The organism is Streptacidiphilus sp. EB129 (assembly GCF_041262645.1).
Taxonomy (GTDB): domain Bacteria; phylum Actinomycetota; class Actinomycetes; order Streptomycetales; family Streptomycetaceae; genus Streptacidiphilus.
In genome coordinates this window covers 34,159-56,201 of sequence record NZ_JBGCCS010000040.1, presented here as the reverse complement: position 1 = coordinate 56,201, position 22,043 = coordinate 34,159, and the positions used below count along the sequence as shown (strand labels likewise).

Below are 22,043 nucleotides of genomic sequence, written 5' to 3'. Positions count from 1 at the left end.
GGGCGGGGGGCGCGGGGCCGGGCCCCCCCGGGGGGCGGGGGGGGGGGGGGGGGGGGCCCCCGGGGGGCCCCCCCCCCCCCCCCCCGGGGGGCGCCCCCCCCCGGGGGGGGGGGGGGGCCCCCCCCCCCCCCCCCCCACCACGGTGTGTCTGGATCGGCCTGCGCGCGAGCGCGAGCGGCAGGTTCTACGTTGGCGTTCGAACGGAATTCACTGAGACCCGTCCCCAGCCGACAGGGCGAAGGCGGCGTTGATCAGCGCGACGTGGGTGAACGCCTGCGGAGTGTTGCCGAGCTGACGCTGTGTCACCGGGTCCCACTGCTCCGACAGCAACCCCAGGTCGTTGCCGGTGGCCACGGTGCGGGCGAAGAGGTCCCCGGCTTCCTCGGGGCGGCCGATCGCGACCAGTGCCTCGGCGAGCCAGAACGAGCAGGCCAGGAACGCGCCCTCACCGCCGCGTAGCCCGTCACACTGCGCTCCGGCGTCGGGCGAAAGGGCGTAACGGCGGACTTGCCCGCCGTGGTCCAAGCCGCTGAAGACCGCCTCCACGGTGCGGACCACCCGGGGATCGTCAGGCGGCAGAAAGCCGGTCTTGGCGATGAAAAGCGTGGCCGCGTCCAGCTCCCGTCCCCCGTAGTGCTGGACGAACACGCCGAGCCCGGCATCGTAGCCGTGGGCGCACACGTCCGCATGGACGGCGTCGCGCAGCGCCCGCCAGCGGCCCAGCGGCGCAGGAAGACCAGTGGCCTCGGCCATCCGCACCGCGCGGTCCGCGGCGACCCAGCACATCACCTTCGAGTGAACGTAGTGACGCCGCCCGGCGCGGACCTCCCACAGGCCTTCGTCCGGCTGCTGCCAGTGCTGCTCCACGAAGGACATCAAGCTGCGGAACAGGCTCCAGACCTGACGCTCCATCGGAACACCGGCCAGCAGCGCCAGATAGAGGGTGTCGGCCACCTCGCCATAGACGTCCAGCTGCAGCTGGTCGACCGCGGCATTGCCGATGCGCACCGGACTGGAGCCCTGGTAACCGGAGAACCAGTCGGCGACCGTCTCGGTGAGGACCCGCTCCCCGGCAAGCCCGTACAGGGACTGGAGCTTGCCCGGGTCTCCCGCGATGGCCCGCAGCAGCCACTTGTGCCAGGCCGTCGCCTCCTCACGGAAGCCGCCCCTCAGCAGGGCGGAGAGCGTCATGCTGGAGTCCCTGAGCCAGCAGAAGCGGTAGTCCCAGTTGCGCTCGCCGCCGATGCGTTCGGGCAGTGAGGTGGTGGGGGCCGCGACGATGCCCCCGGTGGGTGCGTAGGCGAGGGCCTTGAGGGTGAGCAGTGAGCGCAGTACGGATGCGCGCCACCGGCCCTGGTAGCCGCAGTTGGCTGCCCAGCCCTCCCATCGCTCTTCGGTCTGCCGCAGCGCCGCCTCCGGGTCGAAGCGGGAGGTGGACTGCTGGTGCGAGGGCTGCCAGCTGAGCACGAACGGGATGCGTTCACCCGCGCCGACGGTGAAGTCCGAGCGGGTGCACTCGTCCGCGCCGTAGGTGTGCACGCCGGCCGGCACGCGCAGCCACGCGGAGTCCGGTCCGGCTACCGCGACCCGATGGCGCTCGGTGCGGCGCACCCAGGGCATGATCCGGCCGTAGTTGAACCTGAGCCGCAGTTCGGCGCGCATCTCGACGCTGCCGCGCAGGCCTTCGACGATGCGGATCAGCCGGGGTGTCCGGTCCCGATGCGGCATGAAATCGGTGACCAGCACTGCGCCGTCGGGGGTCTCCCAGCGCGATTCCAGCACGAGCGTGTCGCCTCGATACCTGCGTGAGGTGCAGTCCCTGGCGCCGACCGGTGCCAGCCGCCAGTGGCCGTGCCGGTCCTCGCCGAGGAGGCCGGCGAAGCAGGCGGGAGAGTCGAAGCGGGGCAAGCAGAGCCAGTCGACCGAGCCGTCCCGGCCGACCAGCGCCGCGGTCCCCAGATCGCCGATGAGCGCGTAGTCCTCGATGCGTCCCGCCATGTGCGTCGGCTCCCCGCCCACCGGTGTCCGCCGTATTTCGGCCTGCGTCCCTAGGAAGGCAGGTATGTCACCTCGTCGATCCTCACAGTGCCCTACCGCCTTGTTCGAGCCGGAAGGGGCGCGCCGTGCGGAGGTGGGTGCCGCGTGCTGATCGCGCGTTCGCAGCCCGTGGCGTCCGGGAGGTCAGGTCCGGTGCCGTGCGTCGAGGACCTGGACGGTGCGCAGGGCGGCATCGCGCAGCGCTGGGTGGCCGGCGGTGAAGTCCCGTGCCAGGTCGACCGACCGGGACCGGTATCGGTGCAGCGCTGCTCGTGCGGCCCGGCGCTCCACCCGGCCCTCGCCGACGGTGAGTTCAGCCGTCTTGAGGGACTTCTTCGTCTGGTCCTCGCCCCGGCCGAGGTTGATGAGCCGGATGCCCTGCCCGGCTGCGGCCTCGCAGATCTTCAAGGACAGCAGCACGCCCGGTGAGAACCGCGCGAACCGCACGTCGTATGCGGTGAACCAGAAGGCCAGGACGCGTGGCGATCGCAGGCTGTACTGGCAGGCGACCGGCTGCCCACCTGCATACAGGACGGAGAGCATGCCCTCGGCGCCATCGCCCGGCGAATGGAGCATCTCGCGCAGCAGCGCCGCCGTGAAGGGGTGGGCGAAATGGTCGCGATACCCTTTCGCGTGGTACTGGGCGGACTTCCACCGGATCAGCGTGTCCAGGAGGTCCGGGCTGGTTTCGTAGCTGAGATGGAGGTCGCCGGCCTCGCTGGTCAGGCGGCGTTCCTTGGCCCGCAGCTTGCGCAGGAAGTCCGGTGATCTCCGCTGCAGTGTGTGCTGGTAGGCGTCGTAGCCGGCGTCGAGTCCGATGACGGGTGAGGCGGCGTACCGTTCCGTGCCGCCTTCAAAGGGGGCCTGGCCTGCTGTCAGGTGGTTGAACTCCCATACGACCAGGCCACAGGCACGCAGCAGTTCGGTCGCGTCCCACTGCAGGCCGGACGCGTGGACGAGACCCTGGCAGTCGCAGAATCCCGACCCGATGGGTCGGCCCGCGCCGAGGGCATGGCGCTCGAAGGGGAAGAAGCCGACGGGGTCCGATCCGTCCGAGAGTACGGCCACCCGGGCGGCGGGCCGCAGGCGTCCGACGGCTCTCGTGAAGCGGGGCGACAGGAAGGGGTTGCCCTGTTCGGGATCCGCGGCCTGGAACTGCTGCCACGTCCCGCGGTCGGCGACGCTCAGTTCGCTGGGCCTGATGACCGTGATGTCCATATGAACCATCTCATCCATAGGCGGTGATGGCGGTTGCGTAGTCGGCGAGTGATGATCCAGACGTCCCGTTGTAGAGATCGGCGTCGAAGGCCCACATGAGGTCGGCGAGGCCGCAGCTGGCCATCTGGTGGGCTGCATCGGCCATGACGCCTGGATAGTAGGGATAGATCTGGTTTCCCGCGCTCTCACCACCGACGAGGGTGAAGCCGTCCCTCCGGGCGATGTCGGTGATCCACCGCACGGACGACCAGGTGTAGATCTCGTGACTGGCGGACGCCATGATGTCGACCTGGCCATCCAGGGTGCCGCATCCGTTGTTGCGCGGAGTTCCGGTCCCGTTGACCAGCGATGTGGGGACGATTTCCACCCGGTCACGATCGGTGATCTGCCCCAGCGTGATGAAGAATCCGACTCCTTGCGCCAGGAGGCTCGGTGCGGTCGTACCGTCCAGGTGACGCCGAACGGCCGAGCGGTAGTCGTCGGGGTAGAAGCCGGTGCCGGGTACGAGTACCCGCAGGAGGCCTTGGTATCCCGTGGCCCTGAAGGTGGCGATCTGCCAGTTCACGGCGTCGGCGAGGGACGCGAGGTACCAGCTGTACCAGGTGCCCACCTCGGCGGTGGTGAAGGCCCGACCGTCGTACTGCGTCTGTCCCGGTCGCCATCCGGGGAAGGGGTCGGCGCCGATCGTGGGCGGCCGTCCGGAATCCGGCCCGCTTGACTGGGCGTTCGGGCCGAAGGCCCAGTAGGTGTTGCTGTGGCCGTTGTAGGAGGCCGGTGGATAGCTGTACTCACCTGTGCTGTCGACACCGATCCGGATGGCCCAGAAGTTGGCCAGCCCGATGTCGTGGCCGACCTGGGCGGCGAATCCCTGGACGTCGTTGCGGACGACCTGACTGAACACCAGGTCGGCGGTCGCCGTGTACTGGTCGCCGTACTGATCGGTGTATCTGGTGCCAGGCTGGTCATCGGTGACCCACGAGGGCGGGCTCTCGATGCCGATACTGGCCTCGACCAGCATCCCGGCTGCCTGGAAGCTCGCCAGCTCGCTCTTGACCGAGGCGATGTACGCGGAGTCGAACACTCCCTCTGCCGGTTCGTACCGGTCCCAGTAGATCGGCAGGCTGGCGACTCTGATCCCTGCCGCGTGCTCGGTCACGGCTTTCGAGGGGTCGCTCTGCAGTGTGCCGAAAAGGCGGGAATTCGGCGGCTGGGCGGACAGGTCCCCGATCGCGGCCAGGCACAGGAGGGCGGCGACGAGGATGCGACACAGCATCCTCGGTCGGCTGAGGCGAGCCCTACCCGGCATGAGAGGCAGCCGAGGAAGCGGGGGCGAGCCGGCCGGGGGCGGCACCGGGCAGCGGCAGTGCATAGAGTGCCAAGGTGCCGTAGGTGCTTCCCGCGGTGGAGAACAGCAGCCGCCCCTGCCCGGCCAGAGCCTGTGCCTGGGCGGGGCCGATGTCCCCGTAACCCTGGGAGATCACCTTCCAGGGAATGACGAGATAGTGCACGCCTTCCTGGACACGCTGCCCGTCGGTCACCCAGATGCCCACCCGGTACTGGCCCCTGAGCGCCCAGTAAGTGATTCCCGGTTGCGAGCCGCCGTCGAAGGCCGTCACCGCGCTGCCGCGCGGAACGTGCACCGCCATGTAGGCGAGCAGCCTGGCGTATCCGCTGTCCGTCTGGGACCGGATCGTGGCGTAGGAGACGCAGGAAGTGAGCAGACTGACCGTGAGGAGGACGGCTCCGACGGTTCGCATCCGCCGCGACATGGCAGGGCGGCCGGCAAGGCCGGCCGCAGCCAGCGGCAGCGCCACGGCCAGCGCGATCATGGTGGGCACCACCAGCAGGTACAGGGCCTGCTCCTCCAGCGTGCCGCCCGCCAGTGCGTAGGCGAGGGTCAGCGCGGCGCAGCCGTACAGCAGCCCCAGCAGACGCTCCGCCGGGCCGCCGCGGCGCAGCAGCAGCCACAGCGCCACCGGACCGAAGGCCAGCAGGGCATAGGTCGGCCCGAAGTCCGACATCTCGGCAGTCAGCCGGGAGGACAGCGGCGGGGCACCCGGTGCGTTGAAGCCGCTGTCCTGGACCGCTCCGATCAGGCGGCCGAATCCGGAAGTCTTGGCCTCCCAGAACGCCGCGAAGTGGCCGGTGGCGGCCACCACCACGGCGTAGCCGAGATACGGGGCGACGGCGGCGGCGGACGTCTGGAGCAGTAGTCGTCGTCCGGGCGCCCAGTTCAGGACGAAGGCGATCGCCAGCGGCAGCAGGGTGAGCAGGGCGGCCTGGTCCTTCGTCAGCACCGCGAGGCCGAACAGCAGTCCGGCGCAGCACGCACGGATGCGGGCGCGGGCCGGTGGCGGGCGCCGGGTCAACGGCACCAGCACCAGGAACCCGGCGACCACCCAGAACATGACCGAGGTTTCGAGCATCACGCGATCGTTCTGCCGGATGCTGTACGGATCCAGAGCGAACAGGGCCACCGCGACCACCGCCGCCACCCGCGACCGGGTCACCCGCATGACCAGTACCACCAGCAGCGCCGCCGTACCGGCCGCGAGCAGCACGTTCAGGATCCGCATGCTGTCGACATCGGCCACCGGGTCGGAGCGGTAGCGGAACACCTGCTCCCAACCCGCTTCCAGGTAGAAGAACGCGGGCGGGTGCAGAAAGAAGGGTCCGTTGTCGGCCTGCGGAAATCCGCCCAGCGCGGCGCTGTGGCCCACGTCCCGGTAGATGATCTCGTCGACGAAGACATCCGCCGACGGGCCCAGGCGCACCAGCCGCAGCCCGGCCGTGACCATGAAGGCCACTGCCGCGAGGATCGCGGTGAACCGCACGTGAGGCGGGCTGTCCATGCGCGTGAGCCCCTTGCGGGCTTGGTCCATTCGAGTGGCGAGGGCCATAACGATCTCCGGACCGTCGTGACGCCGTCGGAACACGCCGCGGCGGGAACGAGGTAGCGCTCGGGGACAGTCGGCACCTGCCCGCCGGGGAACAGGGCGGATGTCTGCGTCCGGTAGCCCTGGATCAGCGAGGACTTCGCCGGACCCGCACAGGCCCAGGATGTCTCGACGAGCTCGTGGGCGCGGACGAAGTCCGGATCGGCCGAGTGGCGTTGGTTGTACGGGAAGTCGCTGTAGTAGATCACCGGTCCCGCGGCGGACTCGGCGGCGCGGCGCACCACGAGGTGATCAGCGTGTCCTCCCACACCCAGGGGAGCCAGCAGCACCGCGGATCTGGGCGATGCCAGTGCCGAGACGGCGATCAGGGCCCGGGACATGGTGGGTTCGTCCCGCGCCGAGACATGTCCGCGGGCCAGGTGCAGTCGGTAGGTCGGGTAGATATGAGCTGCCTCGGGCAGCAGCCGTCGCACCCACTCCGGGCTCCTGTGCGGCTCCGCGGGCCTGCGGCGGAACAGTCCTTCGGTCATGCCGAGATGAAGCCAGCCGACACCCAGCCGCTCCAGCACCTCCTGGTCCTCCGCCCGTCTGGCCGCGTACAGCTCCTCGGCGTCGGAGGCCCCTACCTGCCGTAGGTACCGCCGGGCGGAGAGGGTGTACGGCGGCGGGCCGGCTTCGGTGAAGAAGGTGACCACGGTGACCGGCATGCTGCGGCTGGCCCTGAGCATGAGGGCGCCGCAGGACAACACCGCGTCATCAAGGTGCGGGGACAGCACGATCAGCGCGGCGCCGTCGAACTGGTCCTGGGTCAGTGGGTCAGGTTTCATCGTGCGCCCCCAGCGTCGTCCGGGCGAGGTCCAGGTAGCGGCTGGTCATCGTCTCCCAGCTGTAGCGCTGCGAGGTCAGGTACGCCTCGCGGCCCAGCTTTCTGCGCGCTGTGTCGTCATCGGCCAGCCAACGGATGCGGGAGGCCAGGGCATCGACGTCGAACGGCGTCACGTCGACACTGCCGCCGCCCTCCATCCAGCGCAGGCAGGAGAGGTCGAAGTGAAGCACGGGCTTGCCGTGGGCCATGCCTTCCAGCGCGACCAGGCCGAACGTCTCGTGGCGGGACGGCATGACCACGAACGCGCTGTCGCGCAGTAGCGCATCCTTGTCCTCGCCGCTGACGTGGCCCAGCCATCGCACGTCCGGCCCGGCCTGCGCGAGGATTTCCCTCAGGCGCTGCTCCTCGCTCCTGGTGCCGGCGCCGGCCAGCACCAGCGGCAGCCCGGGCGTGGCCTGGGCGTAGGCGGCGAGCAGCAGATCCAGGCCCTTCTGCCACATCTCGATCCGGCCGAGGTACAGAATGTGCCGGCCCTCCCCGAACCGTTCCGCGTCGACGGGACGTGTCTCGACCCCGTTGGGGATCACGTGGACGCACGCCCTGGGGCTGTAACGCCGCAGGTCGGTTCGGTCCGCTTCGTTGAGGACGACGAGGTCGCGGTAGAGCCGGAAGCCGAGCCGTTCGATCAGGAAGAACGGGAGACGGTACTTCTGCCACATCGCTTTGCCGCTGCGTATCTGATCGATCCCGATCACGGGCGTGGGGGAGAAGAGCGGCAGGAAGCCAGTGGAGAAGGGAGGGGTGAAGCTCTCCAGCCACAGGTGCTGTCCCATCCTGCGTACCATCAGCGGCAGCAGCGCCTGGAAGAGCAGTTGCCCCGCGCGGGGGCCCGCCCAGCAGACGGGCAGCCGCCGGTACTCCACGCCGTCCTGGACGCAGGTGCCGCCACGACGCCCCGCGGTGACCACGGTCACCGCGTACTCCTGCGACAGGCGCCTGGCGATCCGGTCGATGACGACAGCACCACCGCCCCGGTAATTCGGGTTCTGGGAACTGTCGTAGCCGGAGATCACGACGCGCTTTCTCGTGGCCCCCTCGCTTGCCTGGGGCATGACGCGCTGTCGCAGGAACCGCCAGATCGCGCGCACCCCGACAGCGAAGGCGCCCACCAGCCACAGCAGCGGGTAGGGACGCAGCAGGATCAGCGCGCCGGCCAGCAGCAGCGGCTCCAGCAGCGGTACACGTGAAAGTATGCCTATTCCCTGACGCCTGACCAGCGTGGTGAGGACGACGGCGAGGGCTGCCAGGGACCCGTAGGCAGCGCCTGCCGCCAGCCCCTGCACGCCGCCGGCACGCCATCCCACCATCAGGGCGGTGGCATACAGCAGGATCCCCACGGCCTGCGCGTGGCGGATCGAATAGTCGTCCACCGCCTGGAAGAAGAGCACCGCCAGACTGATACCGCCGATGGCGAATCCGGAGACCGCGGTGTAGGCCATCAGGTCGGTCATCGTCGCGTAGCCGCGGGGGAAGGCCGCGGTGATCAGCGCCGCCGGGACCGTCGCGCACACGGCGGTGACGGGCAGCGAGACGGTGGTGTACATCCGGACCGCGGCGGCAGCCAGAGGTGTTCCCGTCCGGCGCCTGGACAGCGCGGGGAAGAATGCCATCGCGACTGCGGCCGCCAGGAACAGCGGGGTCCTGCCTATGGTCACGCTCGCCTGGTAGCCGGCGGCGTCAGTGGCTCGCGCGGGCAGGATCGCGACCAGGACCAGATCCAGCGCGGCCATGACCGCCACCAGCCCTTGGAGTGATGCGATACGCAGTGCCCGTCGCCACAGATCGTGGTGGGCCGTCAGTGCGTGCGACCATCTGGCGCTGCCGCGGCCTCGCCGGGGCCAGTAGAGCAGGTAGGGCAGCACGCCCACACCGAAGGCGGCGAGCGCTCCGGCGTCCCCCAGACCGGCTCCGATGACAAGGAGCACTCCGACGGCGACCTTCACAGCGGCTTCGCTCACGGCGACGCCCGCCAGCAGCCGCATCCTCTCGTTGCCTTGGAGCCAGCCGACGGTGACCCGGGTCACGTAGATCAGCAGGGTGCTGACGGCCATGACCAAGGCGGTTGCCAGGTTGGCGAACTGCGCCGCGATGGCACCGATCGCCGCTCCGGCGATGACACCGCCCACGGTGCTGGTGACGATGGCGAAACGGACTGCGTCGTCGCGCTCGCGCTCGCTGCTCGCCCTGGCCAGAGCCTGGGCGAGCACCCAGGGCACCGCGACCACCGACACCGCGGACGCGCAGAGGATGAGGCTTTGACCGGCAGCGAACCGCGCGAACATGGCAGGGCTGAGGAGCCGGGTGAGGACCAGCGCGTACCCGTAGTTGAGCGCCCCGACAGCCACATAGGCCGTCGCGAACCAACGGGCCCCGTGCACGGCTGTGACGTCGTCGGAGCGATGCGCTGCCGAGGCGGAAACCGGGGCGGCCGCCTGGGAGCCTGTCACGGTGCCGCCGACCCGGGAGGGACCAGTTGGTCAACATGGCTTGCCAGCGCCAGCGTCGCTTCGGTCACCCCGAGGCGCCGCAGCGCCAGGGAGGCGCGAACCTCGTCGCAGCCGCGCAGCAGGAGACGGAAGGTGTCGTCGCGGCGGACCCATCTGTCGCTTCGCCGCAGCGAGCCGGTGACGGCGTGCTCCGCAGCGACGGCACCACCCGGAACCTGAAACTGGGCGATGACCGCCAGATCACTGGGTCCGCGGCGCGAGTGACGATGACGGTGGGTACGGTGGCACTCCTCGAGCACCACCTGCGCCAGCCGTTCCGCGCTGTCGTCCCAGGAGAAGCCGGCTGCCCAGGACCGGCAGCGCTCCGCGACGCGTCCACGAGCACCGCGTTCACCGAGCAGGTCGAGGGCGGTGACGACGCCGCTCACGAGATCCTCTCCGGGCGCCAGGAGCCAGCCGTTGCGGCCGTTGTGGATGGCATCGCGCAGACCGGGGACGTCGTAGGCCAGTGCCGGCGTACCCACGGCGTTCGCTTCGATCACCGTCAGACCCCAGCCCTCGGCAGCCGAGGGCACCACCGCGAGCCAGGCCTGCGCCAGCAGTTCGCGCTTGCGCCCTTCGTCGACATGGCCGTGGAAGGTGACGCGCCCCTCGACGCCGAGTTCGGTGGCGAGTTCGCGCAGCCTCGGCAGCTCAGGACCGTCGCCGGCGATGTCGACACGCAACTCGGGCAGCTGGGCCGCGATGCGGGGCACGGACCGCACCAGCCAGTCGACGCGCTTTTGCGGAACCAGTCGGCTGACGACCACGAGGGAAGGCACGTCGCTGCGCGGCGCGGCCTGGGGCCGAAGGCCTGGCCCACCGTTCGGAACGATGTGGACCGGGTTGCGGAAGCACAGATCGCGGCGCATCCCCTCGCGGGTGGAGGGTGAGACGGCCACGATCGGCCACCCCCTGTACACCATCCGGCTGGCTTGCTTCTCCAGCAGTCGCCCGATGGAGTTGAGGGGGAAACGGAAGCGGACGTCGAACTGCTTCTGGTGGATGTGGTGGATGACGCACACACCGGCCGTCCACCGCGAGGTGAACAGTGGGGAGAAGAACGGGATCCCGTTCTGGAAGTCCACCACCGCATCGTAGGAATGACGGTGGGTGAGCAGGTGGAGAGCCGCCGCAGCGTAAACGGTGTAGGTGTCGCCGGAGCGCAGGATTCGCACCCCGCAGACGTCCTCCTGGGCTGCCGCCCCCGCATGCCGGGCGGTGAACAGGGTCACCCGTACGCCGGCGGCGGCCAGCCGGCGGGCGATCTCGAAGCAGTACGTCTCGGCTCCCCCGGCCTGGGGGTGCGCGGGGTCGCGCCAGTTCAGAAAGAGGACGTCGGCTCTGGCAAGTTGGGGCAAAGCGTTCATGGGGTCACCGGGAGAGGGAGATCCGAACAAGATCGGACATGGATCGCAGGCCGTGGCGCCGTGCGGAGAAGGTTGATCCGGGGACGTCGGTCCACACCACGGGGACTTCTGCGATGCGTCGTCCGGCCCGGTCGATCTGGGCGAGGAGCTCGACGTCAAAGGCGAAACCCTTGATGTGGCAGTTCCCGGCGACGGCGCGTACCAGCGGCCCGTCGAAGAATTTGAAGCCGCACTGGGTGTCCGCGATGTCCGGCAGGAGAAGGTGCGCGGCAGCGCGGAACATCCACCCTCCGCCGCGCCGCACCAGGGACTGTTCAACCTCGTAGCGGGCGCCGACGGCGCGCCGGGAAGCGATGACCGCGGGGTATCCCTGCCGCAGCAGCGCCATGACCTGGTCGAGGCTGGCGATGGGAGTGGCATTGTCGGCGTCGATGAAGCCGGTGTAGCGGGCGGTGGAAGTGACGACGCCGCGCCGTACTGCGGCCCCTTTGCCGTGCTCGCTGCAGCCGATCGCGTAGGTCTTCACCGGAGAATGTGCGAACCGCCCGACCGCTTCCAGCGTGCCGTCCACGCTGTCGTTGTCGACCACGACAATCGCGGAGGACCAGGGCCGGGATTCAAGGTAGCCGACGACCTCCGTGAGCGTGCCAGGAAGACGGCTTTCCTCATTGAAGGCGGGAACGACAATCTCCAGATCAACCGGAGGACGCCGCAGCATGCGGGGGATGTTTCCGGGTGCTTCCCCACGCGTTGACAGCATGAACACCACCTGTCGGCGATGAGCGCGCACCCGCGAAATATGTCGCGGATACGGGCGAGGGATGCGCGAGTAACGTATCCTGACGGTGTAAGTTTCTCGCGTATACGTACGACACCAGGGTGCACCCGTGTGCAAGTACGGTCAACAGCTGGAGGGCGGACATGACGAAGCAGTCGGACAGCGGCAGTGGGCGGCGCGCGAGCGACAAGGGCCGGTACGGCAGGCTGAGCCGGGAACGTGTGCTGGCCACCGCCCTGGATTTGGTGGACGACGAGGGGCTCTCCGCACTGAGCATGCGCAGAGTGGGTTCCATGCTGGGCGTGGAGGCCATGGCCCTGTACCGCTATGCGTCGAGCAAGGACGCCTTGCTGGACGGGCTGGTGGAAACCCTCTACATCGAACTGGGCGATGCCCTGGCCGCCGGCCCCGACGGCCCCGAGCCCAAGGAGGCCCACCCCTCCCGGGCGCGCCCCCGATGGCGCAGTGAACTGCACCGTCTCGCCAACGCGACCTACCAGGTGACCATGGCGCACCCCAATGTCGCTCCACTGCTGGCCACCCGCATGATGATGGTGCCGCTCACCCGCCGTCCGTCGGCAGTCCTGCAGGACTCCGAGCGTCTGGTGGCCCTGCTCAGCGACGCCGGACTGGACGAGCGCGACACCGCGATCGTGTATCGCGCGGTCACCGCTTGGGTCCTCGGCTACACCCTCACCGAACTGCGGGCCACGGTGGATGACCCCGACGAGACCGACCCCGCATTCCGGCTCGGCCTGCACCACATGTCCGCCCAGGAGTTCCCGCGACTCCGGGCAGTGACCCCGGCTCTCGCCGAACACGGCGGGCCAGAAGGACTCGCGGACGGACTCGACGCGCTGCTCGACCACTTCATCCCGCGCCCCCCGGTCGCCGTTCCCGAGGACGAAGACTGTTCGCAGGCGACCACCGCTGAAATGGCGGATAAAAGATCCGAAATCCATTGACTTCACGCATGTACCCGCAAGAAGATATTAGTCAGGCATCACCACGGGCGGACAGCACATTGCCGGCGTGGTGGTCGACGCTTCGGCGTCCGAGATTCACCAGCAGCTCGGGGTTGGCAAGAGGCAATGCCGCCACCCATGCCGATTTCATCGCGCTCCGGAGCTGTGTCGCGTTTCTTCCAGGACGCGGCTCACATTCCTTGACCGGAGAGGTTCTCCGATGAGCACCACCGTGCCCTCAGCACGTCTGCCCGAAGCCTCGGGTCCAGCATCACCTGCGCCGCACTCCGCTCAGGCCCACGCCCCGCGCATCCGACTCATCATCAGTCGATGGGCGCGGCCGTGGTGCCGATCCTTGAACTTCCCCGCCGCAACCGGCACTTGCAGCCGAGGCTGCGGGGGAGGAGTAGGTAGATGATGAAGGGCTCCGACCGGCGCACCGCAGCAGCCTGCCCCTGCCTTGCCGCCCGCAACTCGCTCTACACCGCCGTCCGGGTCGTCGACCCGGACGGACGCGTGTTGGCGTTGGTGCGACCGCACGGGCACCCGCTCGGCCTGGTCACAGCCACCGGCACGCCGGGCGACCTCGCCGGACGACGCGGGGCGCCGGTCGATGCCTCCTGCCGGGGACTGTGCCTCCCCACCCGCGTCTCCGCGACGCCCCCGGTACCCGGACGCCGGATCGGCGGCACCGGGCCGGCCGCCATCCTGTCGGGCCGCGCACTCGAGCGGATGCGCGCACGGGCAACGACGGGAGGCCAGGTGCCGTGACCACCGTCCCGGTCTTCCTCTACCACTCGGTGTCGGACGACCCCCCGTCCTGGATCGCTCCCTTCACCGTGACCCCGGCGACCTTCGTCGAGCAGCTCGACCGGATCGCCGACAGCGGCCGGTCCATAGTGCCGCTGGGCCGACTGGTCTCGGCGCTGCGCGGCGGCAGGCCAGTGCCGCCCAGGTGCGCCGTACTCACCTTCGACGAAGGTTTCGCGGACTTCTACTGGACCGTGGCCCCCCTGCTCACCGCCCGCGAACTGCCGGCCACCCTCTTCGTGACCACCGGCGCGATACACCCGCCCGGCGGCACGCGCGCGGGGAGCCGGCTTCCGCCCGCCCCCATGCTGAACTGGCGTCAGATCGCAGGCCTGCACACGGTCGGGTTCGAGATCGGCGGCCACTCACGAACACACCCTCAACTCGACACGCTGCCCGGACGCCGGCTGTGGGACGAGATCGCGCTCTGCAAACGCGAGCTGGAGGAGGTGGTCAGCCGACCGGTGACCGCCTTCGCCTACCCGCACGGCTACTCCAGCGCCGTGGTGCGCCGCAAGGTGCAGAAGGCGGGCTGGTCATCGGCCTGCGCAGGGGGCGAGGCCTTCAGCTCCGGAGCGGATGACCCGCTGCGGATCCCGCGGCTGACCGTGCGCTCCGACACCTCCTCAGAGACCTTCCAGGACTGGGCCGACGGACGCGGCGCCCCGGCGACCCCGATCGCCGAGCGTTTCCGGACCCTGGGCTGGCGTGCCTACCGCCGCTCCCGCGCCCGGCTCGGCCACCCGTTCAGCTGCCCCCCCGGAATCCGATACCCCGAGCCCTGGAGACCCGAACGCTGAACGCCCGAATCTCGTCAAGCTGGCCCAATGGGGGCAAAAAGACCGGCCCTCCGTGATTCGTGCCATGAAAGATGCAGTGGACGGGTTAGCGTCCGATCGAGTTGTCGTGATCTTCGGGCCGCTACGCGCGCCGTTTCCCCGGCAGTTGGGCGCCCATGGCCGAACAGGGACGCCTATGCAATTGATTTCCACTCGCACTCGCCGGGCCGTCCTGGCGATGTGCGGAGCATCCGCACTCCTTGTGCCATCCGCGATCAACGCCGTCGCCTCCGAGCTACGACCCCCCACCAACGTCGCCGCTCCCAGTAGAGGCGCCGTGATCACAGTGACGACCGCCAAAATCGGCGCTCCTGGCAATCCCTCAGTGGGCATCACCCCGTTCAAAGACGCCATCTACCAGTCGTGCGCCGATGCCCCCAAGCCCTCACGTGGATGCCTGATGGTCGGCGGTGTCAACTACCGCTACGAAATCGGCCAGCTCGAGGTGACCGTAGGCCAGTGGGTGGCATTCCTCAACACGGCCGACCCGCGGGGCGTCGATCACCATCATCTCTATGACGCCACAGAGAGTTCGTCGATGTGGCCCAAGTACGGGCAGATCAACTTCTCTGCCACCGCGCGTAGCGGCTCCCACTACTCCGTCGCGTATCCGGAGTGGGCGGACAAGCCGTACGCTGCCGCGAACTTCCTGAGGGCGGCGCGGTTCGTCAACTCGCTCTACAACGGTCGACTGATCTCCAAACGAGACAGCAACGACGGCCGCTTCCACTACGTCACCTACACGATTGAACTGTCCAGGCAGACCGAACGCGGGATGTACGACCTCACCCGGCCGGACGCCACCCGAGCCCACAACTCCGGCTTCGTCGTGCCGAGCCAGGACGAGTGGATCAAGGCGGCCTACTACGACCCGAGCGGGGGCGGAACCTACTCCTACTGGAAGTACCCGACCAACCCCGGGGTGTTCGGCGACGGCGAACAGACCGCCCCCAACCCCACCACCCTCAACCCCACCACCGGTGACGTCACCAACGTGGCGGACCAACCACTCGCCTCCTACCACGCCTCCGGCCTGCCGGCACCGAGTTGGTGCCCGGGACAGGTGCAGCCAGTCGACTGCACCACCGTCAACCCGTTCGGACTGGACCCGAGTTCCTACGCCTCGCTCTTCCAGGGCAGCCTCAGCACAGTCGGCCAGGCCGGTACCCGCTCTCCCTGGGGCACTCTTGACCAGGGCGGCAACGCGGTCGAGTGGACCGACACCATCACCGCGGCTCCGGCAGGAGGGGACTCCGGGCGGGTCTGGCGGCGATTGCACGGTGGGATCTCCAACGCGAGCGCCTATCAGATGTGGCTTTCCGCTGTCGGACTGCAACCGCAGGACAATCCGTTCTTCACCCTCACCTATCCGTGGCTCGGCATCAGGATCGGGGTGATGGGTGACGTGAAGGTCGGCCAGCACTGATCGCGGTCAGTCACGCCAGGCCCCCGACACTTCGGGCCCGGCCCGCCGGCAGGCTTCATGATCGTTCGGAGGGCAGCAGGGCCAGCATGTTGAGGGGGCTGTCTTCCAGCACATCCGACTGCTCGGTGACCACTGGCAAGTGCGCCACCACATTGGCGTCAAGAAGCAGCGTCTGCGCCAGGACAGCGGCCTGATCCCAGTAGATGTGCTCGCTGTCGATCGCAGCGCCGCGAAACCCCACGATGGCAACGAGGGGAATTCTGACCGGTCGGCCCGTCGGGGCGACACCCGGCAGAATCCACGGGACGTCGAGGTCATGCGTGAACGACACGACCATCTCGTCGACGATGCGGTCGTCTCCGACGGTTCGTGAGACCGACCGCAACGTGAAATCCTGCGGGTTGCGGCCCAGGAACCAGCGCTCGTAGAAGTCCCTGACTCCGTCGCGACCCCTTCCGCCCATCGCCGTGGGGACATGGAGCACCGTGGGATTGTCCGTCATGGTGGCCATGGTCGCGTCCACGTCGGGATGCACGAATTCACTGTCGGTATGCGCCTGCCACGTGTCTTCCATCGCCGTGCGGTCAGCTGCCACTGATCTCTCCTCTTTCGAGGCGTCGTCGCCGACGCGACGCGCATGCCGGCTCCTGGCGTTGGCTGCTGGCTCCACCTTCACCTCAACCAGGCCCTTTGGCCACCGGCGTGTGCCGCAGGAGTGGCGAAGGGAGCAGCAGCGCCCGACCGCGACCACGGGCTCTCCGGCGCTGCCGGTACCCGCCCGTACCGCGCAGACCGGCGTGCGAGGGACATGCCGAGATGAGGGATAAAAATATGGTTAATTTGAGAGGAAAATCCATGCTAGAATAGCGCGAGGAGGTGAGGCCTCGTGCCTACGGAGGAAGAGCTTTTCGGCGCGGTCGACGCGTTGCTGGAGGACGCCGGGCCACAGCTGCCCCAGCCCACTGAGCGCGCCCGGCTGCGTGAGGCCGCAGGCATCACGCAGGCCCGCCTGGCTCAGGTACTGCAGTCCACGACGCAGACCGTGAAGAACTGGGAGAGTGGCCGCTCCGAGCCGCGGCCGCCGCGCCTGCAGGCGTACGCACGCTTGTTGGAGGGGTGGGCCGCCCGGCATCCCGCTCCCGAGCCGGTTCTGCCCGCGACATCCGCACCCAGCGCGCCCGCAGTCGCCTCTGCGCCGGAGCCTCCGGCGGATGCACCGCCGGCCCCCGCCCCGGCCACGAGCACTGCCCCGGCCGCTTCGCCCCCGAGCACGATGCGGCGAACCCCTCCGGGCCTTCACAAGCCCGCTGCGGCGAAGGCGGCCCCGGTGGCCGTCGACGCCAGGTTCCCGCACGGTCCGCTGGCAGTGCTGGACGGTGAGGGTGCCGCCTACGCGGTCGGCGGTCTTGTCCTGGAGTGCCCGGCCGCCACGCTGCCGCAGCTGGTCGACTGGGCGCTGTCGACCTCCGGGCTGGGCGCGCCGCGGCTGCACCGAAACGGCCGCGACTCCGACCCGCTGATCGTCCTGACCGCCGCGGCAGTGGAGCGGTTCGGGCTGCCGCTGAGCCTGCGGGACGACGACGAGATGAAGCGTTCGCTGCGGCTGCCGGAGGACCACAAGGTCGTCAAGCAGATCATCCGCGCGAAATGGAAGCTCACCCAGCGCGGCTTCGGCCCCTGGGCGCGGATCTACCGCCCGGCCACCGGCGGCCAGCGTCAGTGCGTGCAGCTGGCGATCCTGCCCTGGGACGCCCTGGACGAACGCGCCTGGGGCGACACCGCCCAGCTGCCCGCCCCGGACCTGGCCCGGGTCCTCGGCGTCTACGCGACCCGGGTGATCACCCCGCGCGGCTCCACCGCCGTGTCCGGCCTGGAGCTGATGACCGCGCTGCGCCCACCGACCCGCGCCGCCAAGGACGATGGCGGCACCTGGGTCTCCGCCCCCAACCCCGGCGCGTTGATCGGTCCGGTGGACCCCGCGCCGCCGGAGGCGACCCTGGAGCACCCCGTCGCCCAGGGCTGGACCAAGGGTTTCCTGGACGAGGAGGCCTACCAGTGGGTACGCCCCCTGGACACTCTGACGGACGCGGAGATGCTGCTGCCGTGGGCGGTGGGCATCGACATCAACACCGCGTTCCTCGCCGCCGCCGCCAGGCTCACCGTCGGCCTGGCCGAACCCGTCCAGGTCGACCACCCGCTGTTCGACAAGAAGATCCCCGGCAGCTGGTTCGTCGACCTCTCCCACATCGGCACCGACCCGCGCCTGCCTTCGCCGTTCACCCCGTCGGGCAAGCGCCCGACGGGCCCGGCCTGGTACGCCACGCCGACCGTGGCCTACGCGGTCGAGCTGGGAGCGGACGTGGAGCCCATCGAGGCCTACCTGCGGTACGAGACCGGCCCGTACCTGGACCCGTGGCACGACCGGCTCAAGGACGCCTATGTGAGCCTGATGGCCGACGCCGGCATTCCTGTGGACAAGGACACCGACGAACGGCGCTTCCTCGCTGCGATGGCCGCCCACCAGGTGCTCAAGACCAGCGACACCTCGCTCGCCAAGGTCCGCCAGGCCCTGGACGCGGGAGCGGACGACGCCTCCGCGCTGCGGCACCTGCTGCTGGAGGCCGGCCTGGCCCACCAGTCGCTCCCGGCCGACCTGGAGGCCGCGCGGCTGCGGCACCGTCAGATCGCCATGGTGCTGTCGGCGGTGAAGTCGACCGTCAAGGGCGGAATCGGCAAGCTGCGCGAGCGCCCGCAGGGCCGCCTATACGTCGAAGGCGAGCGCTGGCCCGCGCTGGAACGCCCGACCTGGCGCCCGGACATCCGCGCCGCAGTGATCGCGAAGGCAAGGGTGAACATGCACCGGAAGATGGCGAACGTCGCGAAGGCATCCGCCCGCTACCCGCTGGCGGTGCTGTCGGACTGCGTCGTCTACGCCAGCCAGACCCCGGACCCGCTGGGCTTCCTGCCGCTGACCGGTGCGGGCAAGGTCCTGCCGGGCACGTTCCGGTTGGGCGCGACCCCGGGGCTGGCCAAGCTGGAGGGTGTCCAGGAGATGCTCTGGGCCGTGGACCTGATGGAACGCAAGCTCAACCCCGCCCGGCACATCAAGGGCGGCGACGCAGTGATGGACGAGGGGGAGTAAACGGTGGCAGGCGACATCGACAACGCACTGGAGCGCGCCGACACCGAGCAGTTCACCCGCCGGCCCCCCGTCACCCCGCTCGCCCAGATGAGGCTGCTCATGAAGGCCGAGAAGGGCTCGACCAAAGCCGTGGCGGGCCGCCTGGGCGTCACCCAGCGCACCGTGGAGCGCTACCTCACCGGACAGCGCAAGCGCCCCAGGGCAGCCCTGCGCGACGCCCTGGTCCGCGAGGCCGCGAAGGTCTGGCAGCCCGGGGTGCGCCGGCAGGCTCGCAAGCGCGCGGCCACCAGCACCGGGATCACCATCGAGACCCGGGCCAGGTTCGGCTACACCGCCCCGGTCGGCACCAGCGACGATCCGCGCGAACGCCGGCTGACCGTGCACCTCCCCCCGGCCTACGCCGCACGCCTCTTCGAGGCGCAGCAGCAGGGCGCAGGCGACCAGCAGCTCCGCGGGATCGTCGCCGAAGGCCTGCAGGACGTCTACTTCCAGGACAACGGACAGCGCGCCCAGGGTCTCGAGGTCGAGATCACCGACATCGCGTACTTCGACGTGAAGTTCTGAGCGGTCCGGCTTCCGGCGGCCTGCGCGGCCGGATGCGACCGGGCCACAGGCGATCATTGTCGACAGCGCAATGAGGAACGATCCGAAGCGGTCACTCATGCGCAGGAGGGCAATGAGCAACGCTCCGTGGAACGTGGGCGCGCGTCGCAATCGCGGAGAGGATCCCGTCCCCTCATTGTCGACAGCGCAATGAGGGGCGCTTGGAAGGACGTGACTCATGCGCTGGAGCGCAATGAGCAGGAGCCACGGACAGATGTGCCCACTGTCCGGTACCGGAGGGCGGGCACAGCTGGAAGGTCCGGACGGTGGGGCCTACATCGCAGGCCGCATCTGAACGACGGTGGACTCGCCGAGGGCACGGGGGGCCAGTCGGTAGTAGGCGATGTGGGCGAACTTCTCCGACAGTTCCAGCCAGCCCGCGTCGACCAGCTGCTTGCGGGTGCGGCTGAAAGTGCTCGGGGTCATGCCGAGTTCTGCGGCCAGGTCCTGGCCGGTCTTCCTGACCACGCCGCCCCGGTCGGTGGAGGAAAGGGCGTAGAGCACGACGACCAGCCGCTGAACCGGCGTCAGGTCGGAGCTGCGTCCCAGTACCGACACGATGATGTTCTTCTCCGTGTCTGTCATTACCCCTGAACCTCCCAGGCCTGGTGGAGCGGCACGTCGGTGAATCCGGGGATCTCCGGCGGATTCCAGTTTTTCACAGCTCTGGACTGATCGTGCCCACTGCCGTGGTAAGCGATGTACGGACTGATGCTGTACATGGAGATGTTCCCGATGGCGCCGGTCTTGTTGAGGATCCGGTGCTTGGCCAGCTTGCGGAGCATCCTGTTGACGGCGTCTGCCGTCATGCCGACCTCGTCGGCGATGTCCTTGCCGGTCTTGTTGACAGGCAGGCCGCCTTCGGGGGTCGCGCCGATGAACCAGAGCACGAGGAACTTCTCTGCGGGGGAGAACTGCTTGGACGCGCAGATGGCACGGACGCGCCGCTTGTCCACGCTCGCGTGACGGCCGCTGAAGGCATAGGGGGTGGTGGGGACGAGCACGCCGTCCTCGTCCACCAGCACCCTGCCGCGGCGTGCGCTGCTGGTCAACGTTCCTCCGTGCATCGCTGATTGACGGATTGCGCATCAGGACAGTCCCAAAGCGGGATCAGATGCGCTGAGCGTACATGAGCGTGAGAACAATGAGGGCGCTGGCGCCCGCGTGTCGCATGCGACTGGTGACCGGTGACTGCTCGTCTGATTCGGCCTGATTCTTCCGAGTTGTATCGCTTCACACTCATGCGCACCAGAGCAATGAGCCACGTTCCTCTGAGCTGTTTACCCCGATCCTCAGAGCTGTTCAGTACGGCCACAGGAACGCCGGCACGGATCGCCAGAACTGCATAGACGGATCTACGATCTGATGGGAAGAGGGCATTTCCGCTGGTCAGGGCCGTATTCTGGGCGGGCTGCTCTTATTGCTCGTACAGGAGGGTGCTCACGATCCGGCCAGTGCCGTTCTTCACCACAACGAGTACTCACATCCACGACCCCGTTTGCCGGTTGTCCACCCCGGCCATTGACGGGCGGCCAACCACACAGCCTCGGCCTTGATCCGGGGGTTCGCTGGTCGAGGTAGCTCCCGGCCGGCTTGGTGACGCTGACTGATGGGCAACTGCCCAGTAAGGGCCGCCAGGCCCGCACGGTGCCCGACGCGAGCTTGCGAGTGTCGGGCAGGGCAGGCGGCAGGGGCGGTCCAGCGCGCCCTTGGCGCTGGCGCGGGTCTGGGCCGCGTAGGCCCAGGGACGGAGGACGGGGAAGCGGGATTGTCGGGTGCGGGGGCCGGCAGTGCAGTACAGGTTCCGGCCGATGCATCTCGGACCAGACCGGCGTCAGGTCAACCGTGATCACATCTGGAGGCCCGGAAGAACTGCCTGAAGAGCCGCTCCTGGTCCTTCGCCCCAGGAGGCACGCCGCGCCGTCAGCGGTACCAAGTGCGGATGACCTCGGCGCACTGGCGGACATCCGCTTCGCCATCACGGATTCGCAAGGCCAAGTCCACCGCCTGTCCGGCCTCAGCGATCACTACCTCCCCGGAGGCGGTGAGGTAGGAGGCCGCCACCACAGCGGCGAACTGCTCGTTGGCGAACTCCAGCGCCGGAACGCGCACCAACTGGTGCATGAGAGCGGCCGCGCGGTGATGGACTTCCGCATAGACGGGCACCTCCATCACCGCATCCGAGTGTCGGGCCACGCCCGCCGCCAGCGTGCCGAAATCCGTGACGTCGGGATCCCCCGGCAGAAACTGGTGCGCGAGGTCCAGCAACCAGCCACGGTCGACATGAAGAATCACGCGGCGCTCCGCCCGTCCTTCTCCCTGACCGGGTAGGGGCCGAACTCAGCCTCGAAGGCAGGCCCCCAGTGCTGAGCGAAGTGCGCGGCCGCAGTGAGGAACCGGGCCCGCTGCTCGTCCGCGTCCTCGGTGAGGACCTTGCGCGCGTACTCGGGCAACGTCATCCCCATCGCCGCGGCACGCTGCTCCAAGCCGACCGCAACCTCATCATCCAGACGTACGTTCAGCTGCCTCATGCGGTCAGCGTAGCGACGCCTACAGGACGCTACAACCTCTTGAATGAACATCGCC

Annotated in this window: 19 protein-coding genes and 1 pseudogene; 7 read left to right on the top strand and 13 right to left on the bottom strand. The window is 69.0% G+C overall.

Going from position 1 to position 22,043, the window contains the following annotated elements; all coding sequences use genetic code 11:
* Positions 1 to 207: 207 nt before the first annotated feature.
* The 8 genes and pseudogenes from ABH925_RS32305 to ABH925_RS32270 form a co-directional block, all read right to left on the bottom strand.
* Entirely contained in the window at positions 208 to 2,019 is a 1,812-nt protein-coding gene (locus tag ABH925_RS32305) for a glycoside hydrolase family 15 protein (RefSeq protein ID WP_370153809.1), read from the bottom strand.
* 162 nt (positions 2,020 to 2,181) lie between these two features.
* Positions 2,182 to 3,255, bottom strand: coding sequence for a GNAT family N-acetyltransferase (locus tag ABH925_RS32300; RefSeq protein ID WP_370153808.1), 1,074 nt, complete (start codon positions 3,253 to 3,255; stop codon positions 2,182 to 2,184).
* A gap of 10 nt (positions 3,256 to 3,265) precedes the next feature.
* On the bottom strand, positions 3,266 to 4,528 hold the full coding sequence (locus tag ABH925_RS32295; RefSeq protein ID WP_370153806.1) for a hypothetical protein: 1,263 nt from the start codon (positions 4,526 to 4,528) through the stop codon (positions 3,266 to 3,268).
* A 22-nt stretch (positions 4,529 to 4,550) separates the two neighbouring features.
* A complete protein-coding gene (locus ABH925_RS32290; protein WP_370153804.1) occupies positions 4,551 to 6,107 on the bottom strand; it encodes a phospholipid carrier-dependent glycosyltransferase in 1,557 nt (518 codons plus the stop codon).
* A gap of 314 nt (positions 6,108 to 6,421) precedes the next feature.
* Positions 6,422 to 6,979 (bottom strand): annotated as a pseudogene (locus ABH925_RS32285) (PIG-L deacetylase family protein); the annotation flags it as partial.
* Positions 6,969 to 9,416, bottom strand: coding sequence for a glycosyltransferase (locus ABH925_RS32280; RefSeq protein WP_370153802.1), 2,448 nt, complete (start codon positions 9,414 to 9,416; stop codon positions 6,969 to 6,971). The gene ABH925_RS32280 and the pseudogene ABH925_RS32285, both read right to left, overlap by 11 nt.
* 65 nt (positions 9,417 to 9,481) lie before the next feature.
* Positions 9,482 to 10,894: a glycosyltransferase family 4 protein gene (locus ABH925_RS32275; RefSeq protein WP_370153800.1), complete on the bottom strand. Its 1,413-nt coding sequence runs from the start codon at positions 10,892 to 10,894 to the stop codon at positions 9,482 to 9,484.
* Positions 10,895 to 10,898: 4 nt separating this feature from the next.
* Positions 10,899 to 11,612, bottom strand: coding sequence for a glycosyltransferase (locus tag ABH925_RS32270; protein WP_370153799.1), 714 nt, complete (start codon positions 11,610 to 11,612; stop codon positions 10,899 to 10,901).
* A gap of 203 nt (positions 11,613 to 11,815) precedes the next feature.
* Between ABH925_RS32270 and ABH925_RS32265 the strand changes: the two genes are divergently transcribed.
* From ABH925_RS32265 to ABH925_RS32245, 5 genes are all read left to right on the top strand, one after another.
* Positions 11,816 to 12,637 (top strand): TetR/AcrR family transcriptional regulator, encoded by an 822-nt coding sequence (locus tag ABH925_RS32265; RefSeq protein WP_370153797.1) that lies wholly within the window; start codon positions 11,816 to 11,818, stop codon positions 12,635 to 12,637.
* A 220-nt stretch (positions 12,638 to 12,857) separates the two neighbouring features.
* Positions 12,858 to 13,055 carry a hypothetical protein gene (locus tag ABH925_RS32260; protein WP_370153796.1) on the top strand — a complete coding sequence of 66 codons (198 nt, stop codon included), beginning with the start codon at positions 12,858 to 12,860 and terminating at the stop codon, positions 13,053 to 13,055.
* Entirely contained in the window at positions 13,052 to 13,408 is a 357-nt protein-coding gene (locus ABH925_RS32255) for a hypothetical protein (RefSeq protein ID WP_370153794.1), read from the top strand. The genes ABH925_RS32260 and ABH925_RS32255 overlap by 4 nt, the downstream gene beginning before the upstream one ends.
* On the top strand, positions 13,405 to 14,247 hold the full coding sequence (locus ABH925_RS32250; RefSeq protein ID WP_370153793.1) for a polysaccharide deacetylase family protein: 843 nt from the start codon (positions 13,405 to 13,407) through the stop codon (positions 14,245 to 14,247). Before ABH925_RS32255 ends, ABH925_RS32250 begins: the two co-directional genes overlap by 4 nt.
* Positions 14,248 to 14,686: 439 nt before the next feature.
* Positions 14,687 to 15,712: a hypothetical protein gene (locus tag ABH925_RS32245; protein WP_370153791.1), complete on the top strand. Its 1,026-nt coding sequence runs from the start codon at positions 14,687 to 14,689 to the stop codon at positions 15,710 to 15,712.
* 55 nt (positions 15,713 to 15,767) lie between these two features.
* Here the strand turns inward: ABH925_RS32245 and ABH925_RS32240 are convergent, their stop codons facing one another.
* Entirely contained in the window at positions 15,768 to 16,307 is a 540-nt protein-coding gene (locus ABH925_RS32240; protein ID WP_370153789.1) for a nuclear transport factor 2 family protein, read from the bottom strand.
* 291 nt (positions 16,308 to 16,598) lie between these two features.
* On the opposite strand from ABH925_RS32240, the gene ABH925_RS32235 reads away from it, so the two are divergent.
* The gene (locus tag ABH925_RS32235) at positions 16,599 to 18,854 is read left to right on the top strand and encodes a helix-turn-helix domain-containing protein (protein ID WP_370153788.1); all 2,256 of its coding nucleotides are present in this window, start codon (positions 16,599 to 16,601) and stop codon (positions 18,852 to 18,854) included.
* A 3-nt stretch (positions 18,855 to 18,857) separates the two neighbouring features.
* Positions 18,858 to 19,418, top strand: a complete 561-nt coding sequence (locus ABH925_RS32230; protein ID WP_370153786.1) for an XRE family transcriptional regulator — start codon at positions 18,858 to 18,860, stop codon at positions 19,416 to 19,418.
* A 312-nt stretch (positions 19,419 to 19,730) separates the two neighbouring features.
* On the opposite strand, the gene ABH925_RS32225 is transcribed toward ABH925_RS32230, so the two are convergent.
* From ABH925_RS32225 to ABH925_RS32210, 4 genes are all read right to left on the bottom strand, one after another.
* Positions 19,731 to 20,042 carry a helix-turn-helix domain-containing protein gene (locus ABH925_RS32225; protein WP_370153784.1) on the bottom strand — a complete coding sequence of 104 codons (312 nt, stop codon included), beginning with the start codon at positions 20,040 to 20,042 and terminating at the stop codon, positions 19,731 to 19,733.
* The gene (locus ABH925_RS32220) at positions 20,042 to 20,509 is read right to left on the bottom strand and encodes a MarR family transcriptional regulator (protein ID WP_370153782.1); all 468 of its coding nucleotides are present in this window, start codon (positions 20,507 to 20,509) and stop codon (positions 20,042 to 20,044) included. Before ABH925_RS32220 ends, ABH925_RS32225 begins: the two co-directional genes overlap by 1 nt.
* Positions 20,510 to 21,380: 871 nt before the next feature.
* Entirely contained in the window at positions 21,381 to 21,752 is a 372-nt protein-coding gene (locus ABH925_RS32215) for a fic family toxin-antitoxin system, toxin component (protein ID WP_370153781.1), read from the bottom strand.
* Positions 21,749 to 21,988: a hypothetical protein gene (locus ABH925_RS32210; protein ID WP_370153779.1), complete on the bottom strand. Its 240-nt coding sequence runs from the start codon at positions 21,986 to 21,988 to the stop codon at positions 21,749 to 21,751. Before ABH925_RS32210 ends, ABH925_RS32215 begins: the two co-directional genes overlap by 4 nt.
* Positions 21,989 to 22,043 lie beyond the last annotated feature (55 nt).